10 protein-coding genes, 1 tRNA gene and 1 pseudogene are annotated in these 14,520 nt (G+C 54.6%); 4 read left to right on the forward strand and 8 right to left on the reverse strand.

Annotated features, from left to right (window positions below):
• Positions 1 to 111: 111 nt before the first annotated feature.
• On the reverse strand, positions 112 to 1,428 hold the full coding sequence (locus tag E3E42_RS08860) for an acetate--CoA ligase family protein (protein ID WP_167904186.1): 1,317 nt from the start codon (positions 1,426 to 1,428) through the stop codon (positions 112 to 114).
• Between the two features lie 69 nt (positions 1,429 to 1,497).
• On the opposite strand from E3E42_RS08860, the pseudogene coaD reads away from it, so the two are divergent.
• The 3 genes and pseudogenes from coaD to E3E42_RS08875 form a co-directional block, all read left to right on the forward strand.
• Positions 1,498 to 1,962: pseudogene (gene coaD / locus E3E42_RS08865) on the forward strand (phosphopantetheine adenylyltransferase); the annotation flags it as partial.
• Between the two features lie 70 nt (positions 1,963 to 2,032).
• Positions 2,033 to 2,713, forward strand: a complete 681-nt coding sequence (gene tpiA, locus E3E42_RS08870) for a triose-phosphate isomerase (RefSeq protein WP_167904190.1) — start codon at positions 2,033 to 2,035, stop codon at positions 2,711 to 2,713.
• Positions 2,714 to 2,785: 72 nt separating this feature from the next.
• Positions 2,786 to 2,861: transfer RNA gene (locus E3E42_RS08875), tRNA-Gln, on the forward strand.
• Positions 2,862 to 3,163: 302 nt separating this feature from the next.
• Here the strand turns inward: E3E42_RS08875 and E3E42_RS08880 are convergent.
• The 5 genes from E3E42_RS08880 to E3E42_RS08900 all read right to left on the reverse strand — a co-directional run bounded on the left by E3E42_RS08880 (position 3,164) and on the right by E3E42_RS08900 (position 12,439).
• A complete protein-coding gene (locus tag E3E42_RS08880) occupies positions 3,164 to 3,850 on the reverse strand; it encodes a hypothetical protein (protein WP_167904370.1) in 687 nt (228 codons plus the stop codon).
• A 49-nt stretch (positions 3,851 to 3,899) separates the two neighbouring features.
• Positions 3,900 to 7,790, reverse strand: a complete 3,891-nt coding sequence (locus E3E42_RS08885) for a DNA-directed DNA polymerase II large subunit (protein WP_167904192.1) — start codon at positions 7,788 to 7,790, stop codon at positions 3,900 to 3,902.
• A gap of 162 nt (positions 7,791 to 7,952) precedes the next feature.
• On the reverse strand, positions 7,953 to 9,041 hold the full coding sequence (locus E3E42_RS08890) for a hypothetical protein (protein ID WP_167904194.1): 1,089 nt from the start codon (positions 9,039 to 9,041) through the stop codon (positions 7,953 to 7,955).
• A gap of 3 nt (positions 9,042 to 9,044) precedes the next feature.
• Complete coding sequence (locus tag E3E42_RS08895; RefSeq protein ID WP_167904196.1) at positions 9,045 to 11,192, reverse strand: DNA-directed DNA polymerase II small subunit; 2,148 nt, start codon at positions 11,190 to 11,192, stop codon at positions 9,045 to 9,047.
• Complete coding sequence (locus E3E42_RS08900) at positions 11,192 to 12,439, reverse strand: ORC1-type DNA replication protein (protein ID WP_167904198.1); 1,248 nt, start codon at positions 12,437 to 12,439, stop codon at positions 11,192 to 11,194. Before E3E42_RS08900 ends, E3E42_RS08895 begins: the two co-directional genes overlap by 1 nt.
• Before the next feature lie 120 nt (positions 12,440 to 12,559).
• Here E3E42_RS08900 and E3E42_RS12090 point away from each other — a divergent pair, with 120 nt between their 5' ends.
• Entirely contained in the window at positions 12,560 to 12,682 is a 123-nt protein-coding gene (locus tag E3E42_RS12090) for a hypothetical protein (protein ID WP_255453645.1), read from the forward strand.
• A gap of 37 nt (positions 12,683 to 12,719) precedes the next feature.
• Here E3E42_RS12090 and E3E42_RS08905 read toward each other — a convergent pair whose 3' ends face one another.
• Positions 12,720 to 13,331 carry a DNA-binding protein gene (locus E3E42_RS08905; RefSeq protein ID WP_167904199.1) on the reverse strand — a complete coding sequence of 204 codons (612 nt, stop codon included), beginning with the start codon at positions 13,329 to 13,331 and terminating at the stop codon, positions 12,720 to 12,722.
• 205 nt (positions 13,332 to 13,536) lie between these two features.
• Positions 13,537 to 14,160 carry a DNA-binding protein gene (locus E3E42_RS08910; RefSeq protein ID WP_167904371.1) on the reverse strand — a complete coding sequence of 208 codons (624 nt, stop codon included), beginning with the start codon at positions 14,158 to 14,160 and terminating at the stop codon, positions 13,537 to 13,539.
• Positions 14,161 to 14,520 lie beyond the last annotated feature (360 nt).

Raw genomic sequence — 14,520 nt, forward strand, 5'->3', positions numbered from 1 at the left:
TTCTCAAATGAACCTGAAGGGTATAAAAGGCTACCGGAATTGAAACATGTACTGGAGTGACCTCCTCCCCGCCCTAAAGGGCGAGGCTTGTGGAAGAAAAAAGTCAAAACGCTATCCCCTCGCCAGCCAGGCGAGGGCTTTGGCGGCCCTCTCCGGGGTCGGGAAGTTCTTGACCCCGCGTCCTTCCAGCAGCTCAACCCCGTCCCTGACGAGCTCTCCCGCCATGAAGTTAACGATGACCGGCTTGTCGCATTCGGCCTCGATGATGGCTCTGGCTATCTCCTCGCTGGGCAGGAAGATGGGTGGCACGCAGATGACGAGGAGGGAATCCACGTTCTCATCCCTGCAAACGACCTCGATGGTTCTCCTATACCTCTCGTAGTCGGCGTCGGCTATCAGGTCTATCGGATTCCTCGTGGAGCACTGGGGAGGAAGGAATGAGCGGAGTTCGTCGAGGGTTTCATCGCCCAGCTTAGCCATCTCAAGGCCCAGCCTTTCGAGCTTATCAGTTGCGAGAACACCCGGGCCACCTGAGTTAGTGATTACCGCGACTCGCTTTCCAGCCCAGGAGTACATCTCGAAGGCCTTGGCAGCATCGAAGAGCTCCTCCATCTCCTCGACCTCGATGGCACCGGCCTGCCTGAAGGCCGCTCTGTAAATCTCGTAGCTCCCCGCGAGCGAACCGGTGTGGGAAGCCGCAGCTCTGGCCCCACCCGCGCTCTTGCCGGCCTTGAGGATTATGACAGGCTTTCTGGCCGTCGCGTAGCGGAGGGCCTTCAAAAACCGCCTGCCGTCTTTAACGCCCTCGATGTAGAGAGCGATGACCCTCGTGTTCTCGTCGTCCGCGAAGTACTCCAGAAAGTCGCTCTCGTTCAGGTCGGATGCGTTTCCATAGGAAACGAAGGCGGAAAAACCGATTCCCTCGTCGTTGCCCATAGCTAAAGCCGCCCCTCCAAAGGCACCGCTCTGGCTGATCAGCGCTAATCCCCCGGGCCTAACGCGAACCTCAAAGGAGCCGAAGAACCGCCCGTGGACGCCGAATATTCCAGCGCAGTTGGGTCCGATGAGTCTGATGCCATGTTTTTTCGCTTTTTCAACCAACTCACGCTCAAGCTCCTCGTTCCCAACTTCGGAGAAGCCGGCGCTGATGACGACGGCGCCCTTGATGAGGGGGCCGATTTCGTCCATGAGTTCCGGAACGAACTTTGCCGGAATCGCGATTATGGCTGTGTCAACGGCCTCGTCAAGCCTCTCACGGATTTGGAGAATCCTCCCGGCGACCTCAATGGTTCCACCCTTCGGGTTGACCGGGATTATTTCACCCTCAAAGCCACCCTCCACGATGTTTCGGAGAATTTCGTAGGCTATGGCCCCCTTTTTGAACGAGCCGAACACCGCAACGCTTGAAGGGTAAAAGAAGTAATCCACATCACCACCTCCGAAAGAATCTCCACAGGCAATAAAAAAGCTTATTGGTTCGTCGCCCAAGGTACCCCCATGAGGAAGAAGTACAGAAAAGTCGTCGTGGGCGGGACCTTCGACAGGCTCCACCTCGGCCACAAGGCCCTGCTGAGGAAGGCCTTCGAGGTGGGGGAGTACGTTTACATAGGGCTGACATCTGACGAGATGATCAGGGACAAGCCCCACGCGGAAAAAATACTCCCATACGAGCTGCGTCTCAGGGATTTGATCAAGTTCCTCGAGGTCAACGGCTACTACGGCTACCGCATCATTAAGATAAACAACGCAATAGGCTTTGCTGGAGAGATGAAAAGCCTCGAGGCAATAGTAGTCAGCGAGGAGACCTACAAGGGTGCCCTGGTGGTCAACCGGGCGCGTGAGGAAAACAGGCTGAGGCCACTTGAGATAGTAACCATAGGGCTCGTGAGGAGTTCCCTCGGCTCCAAAATCAGCTCCTCCCTCATAAGGGCAGGCCTCATAGACCCGTTTGGGAGGCCGGTTTCCAGTGGAAACGAAACTCCCGAGGGAAAGACGTTTAAGCCCCCGGGTAATAACACCTACGGTGATACCAATGTCGAAGCTGAAGGAGCCAATCATAGCGATTAACTTCAAGACCTACGCCCAAGCCACGGGCGAGAGAGCCCTGAGGATAGCCAAGGCCGCCGAGAAGGTTTGGAAAGAGACCGGGATAACCATCGTGGTTGCGCCACAGCTGGCAGACCTCTACAGAATAGCCCAGGAGGTCGAGATTCCCGTCTTCGCCCAGCACATCGACCCTATAACGCCCGGAAGCCACACCGGCCATGTTCTGCCCGAGGCCGTGAAGGAGGCCGGAGCGGTGGGGACGCTCCTCAACCACTCCGAGAACAGAATGGTTCTGGCGGATCTGGAGGCCAGCATAAGGCGCGCCGAGGAAGCCGGACTGATGACGATGGTTTGCTCAAACAATCCAGCCGTTAGTGCTGCGGTGGCGGCACTCGGGCCGGACTACGTTGCAGTCGAGCCGCCCGAGCTGATAGGAACCGGCATTCCTGTCAGCAAGGCCAAACCGGAGGTCATAACCAACACAGTCGAGCTGGTTAAAAGGGTCAATCCGGACGTCAAGGTTCTCACGGGCGCGGGAATTTCCACTGGAGAGGACGTCAAAAAGGCCCTTGAGCTCGGAAGCGTTGGAGTTCTCCTCGCGAGCGGTGTAACCAAGGCCAAAGACCCGGAGAAGGCGATAAGGGATCTGGTGTCGCTGATACTCTGAGCCCTTTTCAACTTTTTCTGGAGCAGAATGGGCTTAAGATTTATAAGTGGAGATTCGGCTTTTCTATCGGGCAGCCCCGTGGTGTAGCGGCCAAGCATGCGGGACTTTGGATCCCGCGACCCGGGTTCGAATCCCGGCGGGGCTACCACACAAACTTCGCCTGCGCGAAGTTTGACCAAGGTTCGTAGCTCCTTTTAAAAGGCTAAAGTCTGAGTGATTTTCTACCCGAACGGTTGTTTCAAGTGAGAGAACTTTTCAAGTTGCTCCTTGATAGGGGTTTAACTTTAAAATCGACGCCCAAAGGGCCTCAAAAGAGAGCAAACCCCGTGTAAAGGTCTGTTTAAACGTGTTCTCCTTGAGAAAACGAGCCTTCTGAGTGCAAAATCCTTGTATTATGGTCTTTTAGAGGGTGAGCTACGTGCTTTTGGTGAAGCTTTTTCCAAAAGCTTCCTAAAACGCGAACTCCTCCACGCCAAAGCTCTCCACGACCCTCTCGAAGTCCGTCTCCGGAGCGTAGGTAAAGCCGCACGTGGTGCACTTAAGGACGCCGTTCTCCTCGCTCAGAGGCGAGAAGCAGACGGGACAGCGGTACTCCTCGCGGCTGAGCCCCTCGTAAACCTCGTCCTTCATGACGAGCAGGTTGAGCTCACTCTCCCAGTCCTCGTGCAAAAGCCCCCAGTAAGGAACCTCGACCGGGTAAAAGTCCTCAAGGATGAGCGCTTTAATCCCGATGCCCTTAACACCCGGCGGGAGCTTGCCGGTCGGCTCTATGCTCACCACGTACTGGTCGTAGAACTCGATGTGCTCCGCCCTAACCGTAAGACCGCGCGAGAGCCTTGAGCGGAGGGGAATGAGCTGGAGGAAAAGGCTTTCCCTTTCAACGTCCCAACTGGCGCTTACAGAGACGCTCCCCTTCGTGAAGAACCGGGTGATGTAGCGGTCGTCCCTCTCTTCGCCGGCAAGGTGAAAACCCAGCTTGCCCATCGCCCTTCCAAGGAAGTTCGGCCGAGGGAGCTTCCGATGGTTGATTAGATACTCCCCTATCCATCCCGCGAGGGGCATAGAATAGCCTATGAACACCTGCCTCTGAACCCGCAGGTAGGCCACGCTGGGGAGCAATTTGAACCCTGGGTTCATTCCCATCAAAGAAAGAGCGGCGTAATGATATATATGATTAACGGAAAGGCTAGGAGCCGAAGAACTCGTCGAGGCTTATGCCCTTCTTTTTCTTCTTCATGGCGGCCTTTTCCTTCTTGACCGCCTTCTCGAACCCCTGCGATGGCTTTATCTTCTTCTCAGAGCGCTTGGAGGCCTTTTTGGATTCCTTCTTTTTCTCGGCATTGGACTTCTTCTTGAGCTTTCCGTTCGCCTTCAGCTCGTCGAGGTAGCCGTTTTTGCCGTTGGACTTTCCGGTACGGGCCTTTATCATCTTCTCGCACACGTCGGCCGAGAAGCCCATAAGCGTCCTCTGCCTCTCCGGGAAGACGTTCTCGAAGAGGGACTTTATGTCCTTCTCGGTCAGACATATCCTCTGCCTCGTGTAGTCGAGCACGTTGTACTTCGTGACGAGCATCTTCGCGGTTGGCAGGTACTTCTCTATGGCGCCCTTGCTGACGGTGAGGACTATCTTACCGCCGCACTTCGGGCACTTGCCGGTGAGGGGCGGTCTCCTGTATTTGGTGTTGCACTTGACGCAGCGGAACTCCTGACGGGTGAAGCTCCTCAGGTTGCCCCTCAAATCCGGGACGAGGTGGGAGTTAATTATCGTTTCGGCAACGTGGTGCTCGTCCACCGCGCGGATGCGCTCAGCGAGGGCGAGCTGGCGCTCCACCTTCTCGACCATATCGCCGAGCTGTTTGTACAGGCTCATCTTCGGGCCGAGGCCGATGTCATCGGTGTCGTGGGTGAACTTCAGCCCCTCGTACATCTCCGGTTTGCCGAGCCTGTCCTCAACACGCTCGATGAACTTTATCTCCTTGGGCGATTTCATCTCGTAGGTGGCGCCGTAGAATTCAAGGGGATAGTAGCGGACCACGTCCATGTTGTGAACCTCACTGTCCACCTCGCGCGGGTCGAGGCGTGTGGTAACGACGAGCGGAGCGTCCATCTTGCCGCCGCGCTTCTCGGGCAGGTAGTACTTGCTGAAGTTAAGCAGTGCGTCGAGGAGGAGCATGACAGCATCCTCATCCCCGTCACAGTTGCGCCTTTTAGCTGCATGATAGTACGGGTGAGCGTAGCCCACCAGAACGTCCGAAAAGCCGATTATCCTTCCGATGATTCCGGCCGAGGTGTGTGGGGCTAAACCTATAACGAGGTGCCCGACGAGGTCCTCCATCTTCTCGGCGTTGTAGAACCTCGGCAAACCGTAGAACTTCTCGAGGAGGTCGTCTATGAAGCGGGCCACCTTGAGGAGATACCTCCCAGCCTCGTAGGGCAGTATGACGTCCTGGACTTTAAGCTCGAGTATCTGGTCGTCCCGCTCAAGGGGCTTGCCCTCGAAGTCGTGGGTGTAGCCGAGCTCGCGGAGCTTCTCCACGCTCGTGCCTATCTCCCTCGGCTTGAAGTGGGTTATTGGCGCGTCGGTGGCGTCGAAACGAATGGTACCATCTTTAAAGACGTAGACGTCGTTTTTGGCCCTTAAAAGGCCCTTCTCAAGCGGTTCTGCCATCTTAAAGCCGGAGGTCATACCCTGGACGCCCTTCAGCCTGTCGATGCCGTAGACCTTGACGTTCTCCATTGCGGCGCGGAGAAGCTCGGAGGGCTTTATGGTCCTCCTCGCGTAGGGCTTAAGCTCGGTTCCGCACTTCGGACAGCGGAAGTCAAAGTTCTCGGCCTCACCCTGCGAGTAATCAACGTTGCACTTGGCGCAGTGCCAGAGGAGCTCCTTCCGTGTCCCACAGCGCGGGCAGATGTGCTCAGGCCCTGTGTGACCGCATTCAGGGCACTTGAAGAAGGCTATCTCCACGCTGGTGACCTTTCCCTCCTCGGCGGCCTTCTTTATGTCACGCGAGCTTCCACCGGCGAGGCCTATGGGGAAGAGAACCTGCACCGGCGGCTTCATCTTCCTCTCCTTGGCTTTCTCCGGCCTCCCCATTCTCGCCCCAATCCAGCTTATTCCCCTGTCCCTGAGCTTTATCCTGTTGTTTTCGTTGATGATGTCTATGGTGGTGTGGAAAGGCTTGGCTTTGAACTCCCACTCGAGGTTGCCGAGGGGAACGAGCAAAGCGGCACTCCAGGGGTAGTCGATTACTATGACCTTTTTCCTGCCCTCGGTCCGCTCAAGCCTGTGGGGGAGGCCGAGGAGTTCAAGGTAGCGTTTGATTTTGGGGTCGTTGTCAAGGGTCACTCTCTTAGCAAATTTAAGCTTTCTGAACTCCCCCCATTCGATTTGAGCACCCACAAGGGCCCTCTGGAGCTTCTCAACCTCCTCCGGCTCCAGCGTGTTCCAGTAGAGGGTGTAGTACGGGTGAAGGGGAATATCAAGAACCTTGGAGATGTGTATCGCCTGCTCAACGCTCGGCCTCACGCGGAGGGGGTCCTTGAGGAGCTTCTCCAAGAACTCCGGGTCGAGTTCAATGTATTCCGCCGCCTCCTCGATGGCCTCGCGCGGGTTGTCGGAGAAGGGCTTAAGCTCGACCTCGTAGGTCTCGGCTATGGCCCCTACCAGCTCCTGAATCCACCATTCCTCCGAGTAGTTGGCGGGAAGAAGGGTCTGGTTGTTCTCCACGAAGTCTCCGAAGTTCACAAGGGCATCGCCAACGTAGAGTATCTCCTCCAGCCTGTCGCGGACCTTGAGGGCGGTCTCGTAGTCGTCCACGCGTATAACGCTCCCGTCCTTGAGCTTGACTATCGGCCCCTCGACCGTCGTTGCGGGGGTTACGATACAGCCCTTGCCGGGCCTTTCCGTCTTCATCTGGGTTCCAATCGCTATGAACTCGTCGAGGAGGAGCATGGTGGCGGGGTTGACGCTCCAGGTGGCGAATCCGCTGACGCGGGAGCGGCCGTAGCGCAGACGGAAGCCGCCGTTCTCGGAGGGCTCGGCGAAGAGCGGCCGTCCACCGATTATCTCCTTCGTGTACTTCTTGTTGGGGGCGATGTTGGCCTTAAAGCGCTCGTAGAGCTCGTAGTAGAAGCCTTTCTCAACTTTTTCGGCAACTTCCTCCCTGGCGCCGGAATCCTCGGCTTTGGATTCGGAAGATTTGGAATCATCCGCCTTCTTGCCCTTTTCTTTGGCATCAACGAACTCCTTTATCCAGTCCCAGCCGTCAACGCCCATCTTGTCTATGTACTTGACGAGCTTCTTCGCCTTCTGGAGGACACCCTCGGCGAGGACGAGAATCGCACCGCCGCGCAGGTGGTTGGTTTCAACGCCGGGAACGTCGCGGTGGGAAACCTCGACTTTATCCGTTTCTTCACCGGTGATCTCGATGGGAATGTTCTTCATAGCCAGCCTTACCTCATCGGCCTCGGGATGGTACTGCAGGCGCGTGACGGCGCGGTGGTAGAGGTCGATCTCCTCCACCATCCTCTCTATGTGCTTCTCGCTGGGCTTGAAGCGGTCGAGGCCGAGCTTCTTCCTGACGTAGTCTCCGACGAGGACGCTAAGGGCCTGGGCCGTTCCTCCGGAGCTCCTGATGGGGCCCGCGTAGTAAAGGGCCAGGTATTCGGAATTGTCTCCCCACTCGTTCCTCTTGACCTTGACGTCGGCTATTCCCTCCAGGGGGGCGGAGACGATTCCCTCGGTGAGGATGGCAAGGGCGGTTCTAACGGCCTGCTCGGCGTAGCGCTCCTTGCTCCCAAGGTCACCGAACTTACCGTCTATAATCTCGTCAACGACCTTTAGGGCGGCCAGTTCTTTACCGTACTCCTTAACAAGAACGCGTATCCTCTCGGCCACGCCCTTCGGACCGACGAGGCTCTCAACACGGCCGGCCATGTCGGTCGCCTGGGGGACCTCTACATCTAAGCTCGGATCCTTCCCCTGTTCACGGGCCTTTCTCGCCACCTCGTAAGCCCGGTCTATCTCGCGCTGGAGGGATTCAAAGTAGGCTTTCATTTCATTGGAATAAAGCTCCATAGAAATCACCCCCACAAAACAGCCCAATGACCATCAAAAGAAGGGCGAAATAAAAAAACGGCATACCACATAAGTCGGCCAAGGAGATACCGCCTAGTCTGGCGGTACCTCCATTTCAGTTTTATGTTGCTCCAAATAAAAACTTTTCGAAAATCCAGAAAGCTATTCATAGGCGGAATCACCCCCATAAAGAGAGACAAGTTCTCTAGCGTTGAGATGTTCAAGAGGGAATCCCAAAAGGCGAAGATACTCAGCTATCTGCCTGCCGTGTTCACCAAGAGAGACGATAACACCACCAGCTGACAAGTGCTTAAAATCCTCTGTAAAGGAAAGGATCTTGAAGGAGCCCTCACGTTCTTCAACATATCTAAGAATGTACTCATAAACGGGAGAGGCTTCAACCAGTTTTCTCTCATCCTTCCCATGTAACAGGCCTACCGAGGACAGTTCAGGAATCAGGTAAACAATCGGAAATGGACGATAGAGAAGGGGATTTATTTTAACCGAGGGATCATTATAAACAATATGGCCCAGGTCTCGATTTCCAACGTGATAGATTCTAAATCTATCGTCGTTAAATCCAAAGGGTTTTAGATACGATTTTAGCTCGCTAATATCAGGTTTTTTGTTCCTCAGTTTTATTATAGTTCCAATGTAGCCCAACAATAGATCAGCTGCGGAGATAAGCAAATTAACTTTATCCCCGTTGGGAACCACGTAAACCTCGTTGTTCTTGCACAACTCGTTCCATGCAGGAGTTTCCGGAGAGGTTGAGAAACTGTCTACATAAATTCTAGCGCGTTTAATCCCGACCCGATGAATGACAGTCCAGGCAGGAATATATGCAAAATATGACTTAAGTGTACTTTCAATAAACGTTTTTACACTCACGGGCTTTGCTTTTCCAGGGAGAGAGATCCCCGACGTCCCAAACGAAGCAAAAACAAAATTAACATAGAGACCCGAGGTGTTTACAACATCATTAACAAAATCCCTCAAAAAAAGCATGTACTCTTTCAACTCGGATCCATCCATCAAAATTCCCCGAACGTCTACCGATGCAAAAACTCTCCGTGGAGTATAGACACTATAGCGGGACTTAAATCGCTCCATAAACTCGTAGTAGAGCTCTCTGAAAACTGGATAATCCGAATCTCTAATACCAACAGCAACTCCAATCCGACTAAGGAATGAACCTCGCCTACCAACAAGCTTAAGAATGTCCTCATCAGAGCCAAAAAGCCATTGCATCGTTCAAACCCCCTCACAGTACTGGTCAAACCCCACAACGGCCCTCAGGCGGGCGGTTTCGACGTCTATTATGGGCACCCTGGCGGGTGTTGGCATGATGTTCACCATCTTCTGGAACTCCGTCTGGGCCTGCCAGGTTCCGGTGTTTATCAGAAAAACGCCGTTGTACATCTTGTACTGCATAACGTGGACGTGACCGGCCTGGAAGAGGTCTGGAACGGATTCTATAACGAGGGTATCCTCCGAATCCGGTGCGACGGGCACCTTCTCCCCGAAGGTCGGCGCAAGGTGGCGGAGTTTGAGCAGGTCGAGCATGGCCTCGGCCGGCCTGTGGTGGCTCCTGTTCGGGATGAAGCTGACGACGTCCTCTATGCCGCGCCCGTGGGCGATGAGAAAGTCGCGTCCGTGAAGCCTCACGACGGCAGGGTTGCTTATCATGACGGCGTTCTTGAGTTTTTTGAGGGGGCGGGCGTACTCATCGTAGAACCCCGGCTGGGGTAGGGCGGTTCTGGCGGCATCGTGGTTGCCCGGGCCGATGAACATGGTTATGTGGTCGGGCACGTTGCGGAGGAGGTTCGCCAGGGCCGCGTACTGATCGAAGATGTCCGGAATCTCCAGCTCGTTGTACTGGCCGGGGTAGATGCCGATTCCATCGACGACATCGCCGGCGATTATCATGTACTTTATCCTGCTCACGAGCTCCTCCTCGGCGCGGTTGTTCACCTCACCGTTGAGCCACTCGAGGAAGCGTTCAAAGGCCTTCTCGCAGAACTTGTTGCTTCCCACGTGGATGTCGCTGAGGAGGATGGCGTAAACCTTCTCCTCGAGCGGAGGCTTGTCGCGCTTGAACTTCGGAACGTCCGGGAGGTAGATCCGGTTGGCGAAGAATATGCCCCTCCCCGAGTAGCGGCCGCGGAAGGCTATAACGGAATCGGGCATTATCTGGAAGAACTTCTTGCTCTCCTCGTTGTTGCGGTTTATGAAGACCTTGATTATCCCAGTGCTGTCCTCGACCTCAAACATGAATCCCTTAGCCGTCTCGCGCTTGCTGTTGATGAGACCGATGATGGTTACCTCCTCGTCCCCTCCCACGTAGCCCAGCTTCCCTATGTCTATGACGCTGCCGAGCTCGGGGTTCTCGCGGAGGATTCTGCGCATCTTTCTCAGCCGGCTTTTGAAGTAGTCCGAGTACACCTTGACGATTATCTCGCCCTCCTTGCTGGCGGCGCTCTTGACCTTGGGAACCTCGAACTTCACATTCTTGACGTCGAAGACGAGCTCCCAGTCATCCTCTATCTCCCTCGCACGATAGTGGAAGCCCTCCCTGGGCGCTATAACAACATCCGCGTACGTCGAGTAGCTCTTCTCCTCGGGAACCTCCTCGCCGACGTAGGCTATCGGCACCCCGTAGTCACCGTAAACTATCTTGGGCTTCACACCGTTCCCGTTCTCGTCGGAGTAGTAGGATTCATCGTCAGTGTAACCGTTTCCGTTCTCGGGGAAGGCAGAGCCAGCAACCACGGCCTGGCCCCCTGCGGCTGGTTCGGACCGCAACACAGCACCGTTCTCCATCGGAAACGTCTCGAGGGGGGCATCCTCCCCGGCGGTCCCAGCGGACACGTTTTCCCCAACGGGCCCCTCCCCATCACCGCCGGCAGGCAGAGTTCCAGTGGAAATTAAACTCTCTCCCCCGGAATATTCGGATTGTTCTGGCTCAGATACGCCAAAAGACGCAGTTTCCACCGCAGATTCATCGGGATTTCCAGTGGAAATATAGGTTGGTGGTTCCCCTCCAGAAGAGCCCATCACGTCGCCGGGTTCAGCAACATGAACCCCATCCGGGACCCTCTCAGCAAAATCGGAAGATCCTTCCGGCAGTTCATCAGATTCTCCAGATTCGAGGGGGATTTCTTCGACAGTCTCCTGGAGCTCGGGGGGACCCTCGCCGGCGGGGGGTTCCAGTGGAGCAGGCCCCTTCCCGCCGAGGAACTCCTTCGCAATGGCCGAGTCTATGACAAACGTGCCCCTGGCACGGGCGAACTTTATCAGCTCGGCGAGAGTGAAGTCCTTCTTATAGCTATCCACGAGAAGGTAGTAAGCCGAAGGGGTGATTAGATAGCGATTGGCCATTAAATCCTCGATCAAACCCATCAGAGCAGCCTCCTCTGGCGGGACATGCTCACCGTCAGCATGGTCTGAAGCTGGGAATCGTGTCTGTATATGTTCTTGACCTTATAAGGTGTTACGTTGAGCCTTATCTCCTTCGTCCTGCCGTAGCGGCCCTTGCTGACGACCTTGGCGTTGATGATGCCGAGCATGTCGAGCTCGTTTATCAGGTCGCTCACGCGCCTCTGGGTAAGGGGTTCGAGGTCGATGTGGTCGCAGAGGGACATGTAAACCGAGTAAACGTCGCCCGTGTTGGCGGGCAGTTCGCCGTTCTCGTCCAGGAGGACTATTGCGTAGAGCAGAACCTTCGAGTGGAGCGGAAGGGTCTTTATGACCTCCTCCATGGTGTCCTGTTCTATCTTCTCCTGGGCCTTCCAGACGTGCCTCTCCGTGACCTTGCTCGCGCCCTCGCGCTCCGCTATCTCACCCGCAACGCGGAGCAGGTCAAGGGCCCTTCTCGCGTCGCCGTGCTCCCTCGCGGCCAGGGCGGCACACAGGGGGACGACGCCGTCGTCGAGAACGCCCTCGTTGAATGCGTCGCCCGCACGCTGCATCAGAATATCCCTGAGCTGGTTGGCATCGTACGGGGGAAAGACGACCTCCTCCTCGCTCAGGCTCGAGAGGACGCGCGCATCGAGGTACTCCTTGAATTTGAGGTCGTTTGAGATGCCTATGATGCTCACCTTCGCAAGGCCCAGCTCGGTGTTTATCCTCGTGAGGGAGTAGAGGATGTCATCGCCGCTCTTTTTGATTAACTTGTCAATCTCGTCCAGGACTATTATGACAAAGCGCTCACGGGCGTCGATTACCTCCTTGAGCCGGGCATAAACCTCATCTGTGGGCCAGCCCACGAGGGGAACCTCAACGCCGCTCTCGTTCTTAAAGTGGTTCACGATGTTCGCCAGAACGCGGTACTGGGTGTCCACTATCTCGCAATTGATATAGATAACGTCCACCGGAATCTCATACTTATCGGATATCCTCTTCAGCTCGTCGGTAACGAATTTTATGGTAACCGTCTTGCCCGTTCCCGTCTTCCCGTACACAAAAACATTCGAAGGCGTCTCGCCACGGAGGACGGGAACCAGAATATGAGCCAGCTCCTCAATCTGCTCGCGCCTGTGGGGGAGCTCCTTAGGGGTATAACTGTGTCTGAGAACCTCTTTATTCTTGAATATCTTCTTGGCGTGAAGGTACTTCTCGAAGATTGAATCAATGTAATTGTCGTCCATTCTCACCACCCATTCCAATGGAAATCCAGGCCGGTTATTGATTATTGTGCAAACCCAAATGATTGATTTTGCCAATTAAGCGATTAAAGACATTTAGTATTGACTATTTCCCATAGTCATTTGCCAGATTTTGAACATCAGACACATATTCCAGAGGAAGCACTGGATGCAGAGGAAAGCATAGATATTCGAGGTCATGGGTTTATATGCGTTGTTGAACAGGGGGATGTAAAAAGAGGATGAGAAAACAGAAGAGATGATCAAAGAGAACCAGCCAGCGTCACGCCTCTTCCGGCCCAGATTTTTCCCGGGTGACCTCAAGAACGGAATCCAGAAGCCCCCTTGCTTCCGCTTCGTCGAGTCCGACTTTAACGGTCAGGAACTCCATGAGCTGCTCGTAGGTGTAACCCTTCTCCACCCTCTCCAGGAGCATGTAGAGTATGCGGTCGAAGACCCTCTCCACAAATTCCTCCTCAAGACCCAGGGCCTCCACGCCGGACAGAAGTCCTATCGCCAGGGCGGTGAGGGCGTCGTTGAACTCCTCCTTGCCAAGGGTCTTCTTGTCGAGGTCAACACGGATGTTGACGACGTCGTTGGGCCTCCCAAGGCTGAACTTCATCATGTATATCCTATCGTTCAGCTCAAGAAGGGTGTGGTAAACGTAGAGCCTGTCCTCATCGTTCATGCCGTAGGTCTCAAGGCTCGTCGGGATCACAAGGTGAACAAACCCGTCTGAGAACATGACCACGAGGGTGAAAGGCATTTTCGGATGCTCGGCCACGTACACGGACTCGTCAACCGCCTTGACATCCCAGGGGAGATCAACTATGTCGGCGGCATCTTCTCTGCCCGTCCTGAGCCACTCAAGAATCTGTGTTTCAATATCATCCATAACGAACCACCTCATATTATTAAACCCCAAGGTGTTAATAAGGGTTTCCATCCAGAACTTCCAAACAAATATGTCGAACCCACAATGTTCAAAAAGCACACAAATGGATACACTCCTCAGGGAATTCATCAGGGCATACCTCCCCGGCATCCACGAAAAGGGCAGCCATCGGCAGGTCCAAGAGAAAAAGCAAAAGCGGTGGACATCAAAAATATCCAACATCCTTCTCGCGACCATCCACGGAGCGTTTCGCTGCGAAAACCTCATCCAGGAGGTTCCGCGCGTCCTCCACACTCATGCCAACCTTAACGGTTAGAAACTTCATCAGCTCCTCCCTGCTGGCACCCTTATCCACCCTGTCCACAACCATACCGACGATACGATCGAATATCTCGCGGGCGAATGCCTCCTCAAGACCCAACGCAGAGACAGCGGAGAGAAGCCCAATGAGGAGTGCGGTGAGGGCGTCGTTGAACTCCTCCTTCCCCAGTGTTTTCTTATCCAGGTCAACGCGGAGGTACACATCATCGTTCATTCCCGACAGGGTGAACTTCATCATGTTCACCTGGTCGTTGAGGCGGAGGAGGGTGTGGTAGACCTTCAACCGGTCTTCATTGGCCATCGAGAAGGTCTCCAGCCCCAGTGGAACCAGGAGATGAATGAACCCCTCTGAAAAGACCACCAGGAGGGAGAAAGGCATCCTGGGATGTTCAGCCACGTAGGTGTTGGGTTGAATCGCCTTAACGGACCACGGCAGGTCCACTATGTCCTCCGCGGTATCATCACCCGCTTTCAGCCACCCAAGAACCCGAACCTCGATGTCGTCCATGGAAACCACCGAAGAATACTATGCGATGTAGGTTAATTAACTTTGCACTTGAAACGGCACAGGCAAACCCGAGCCTTCGTTCTCCACAGGAAGCAAAGGGGTTAAGCGCCCATAACTGTACAGCGGAATTTTAGGTTTGTAAATGTTCAGATGAAATCAAACGATCATTTCCACTGAAAGGTGAATGAACTTAAATGAACATTAAAATGCGGACATTGGTGGACTGTTTTAGGCATTTATGGTAAACAAAAGTGTTTTGCAATTTAGAAAAGTTAAACACTTCAATACCCCCTGGGAGTTTTATTTCCACTGGAACCCGGTTTTGGCTACTCCCACAATTTTTTGTCTTTTTGGTGAAAC

This window comes from Thermococcus sp. JdF3 (genome assembly GCF_012027495.1).
Taxonomy (GTDB): domain Archaea; phylum Methanobacteriota_B; class Thermococci; order Thermococcales; family Thermococcaceae; genus Thermococcus.

Bases quoted from the DNA above. Each gene is read 5' to 3' on its own strand.
- E3E42_RS08885 (WP_167904192.1), bottom strand. From the start codon at position 7,790: ATGGAGCTTTATTCCAATGAAATGAAAGCCTACTTTGAATCCCTCCAG.
- E3E42_RS08905 (WP_167904199.1), bottom strand. From the start codon at position 13,331: ATGGATGATATTGAAACACAGATTCTTGAGTGGCTCAGGACGGGCAGA.
- E3E42_RS08900 (WP_167904198.1), bottom strand. From the start codon at position 12,439: ATGGACGACAATTACATTGATTCAATCTTCGAGAAGTACCTTCACGCC.
- E3E42_RS08880 (WP_167904370.1), bottom strand. From the start codon at position 3,850: ATGAACCCAGGGTTCAAATTGCTCCCCAGCGTGGCCTACCTGCGGGTT.
- tpiA (WP_167904190.1), top strand. From the start codon at position 2,033: ATGTCGAAGCTGAAGGAGCCAATCATAGCGATTAACTTCAAGACCTAC.
- E3E42_RS08890 (WP_167904194.1), bottom strand. From the start codon at position 9,041: ATGCAATGGCTTTTTGGCTCTGATGAGGACATTCTTAAGCTTGTTGGT.
- E3E42_RS08895 (WP_167904196.1), bottom strand. From the start codon at position 11,192: ATGGGTTTGATCGAGGATTTAATGGCCAATCGCTATCTAATCACCCCT.
- E3E42_RS08910 (WP_167904371.1), bottom strand. From the start codon at position 14,160: ATGGACGACATCGAGGTTCGGGTTCTTGGGTGGCTGAAAGCGGGTGAT.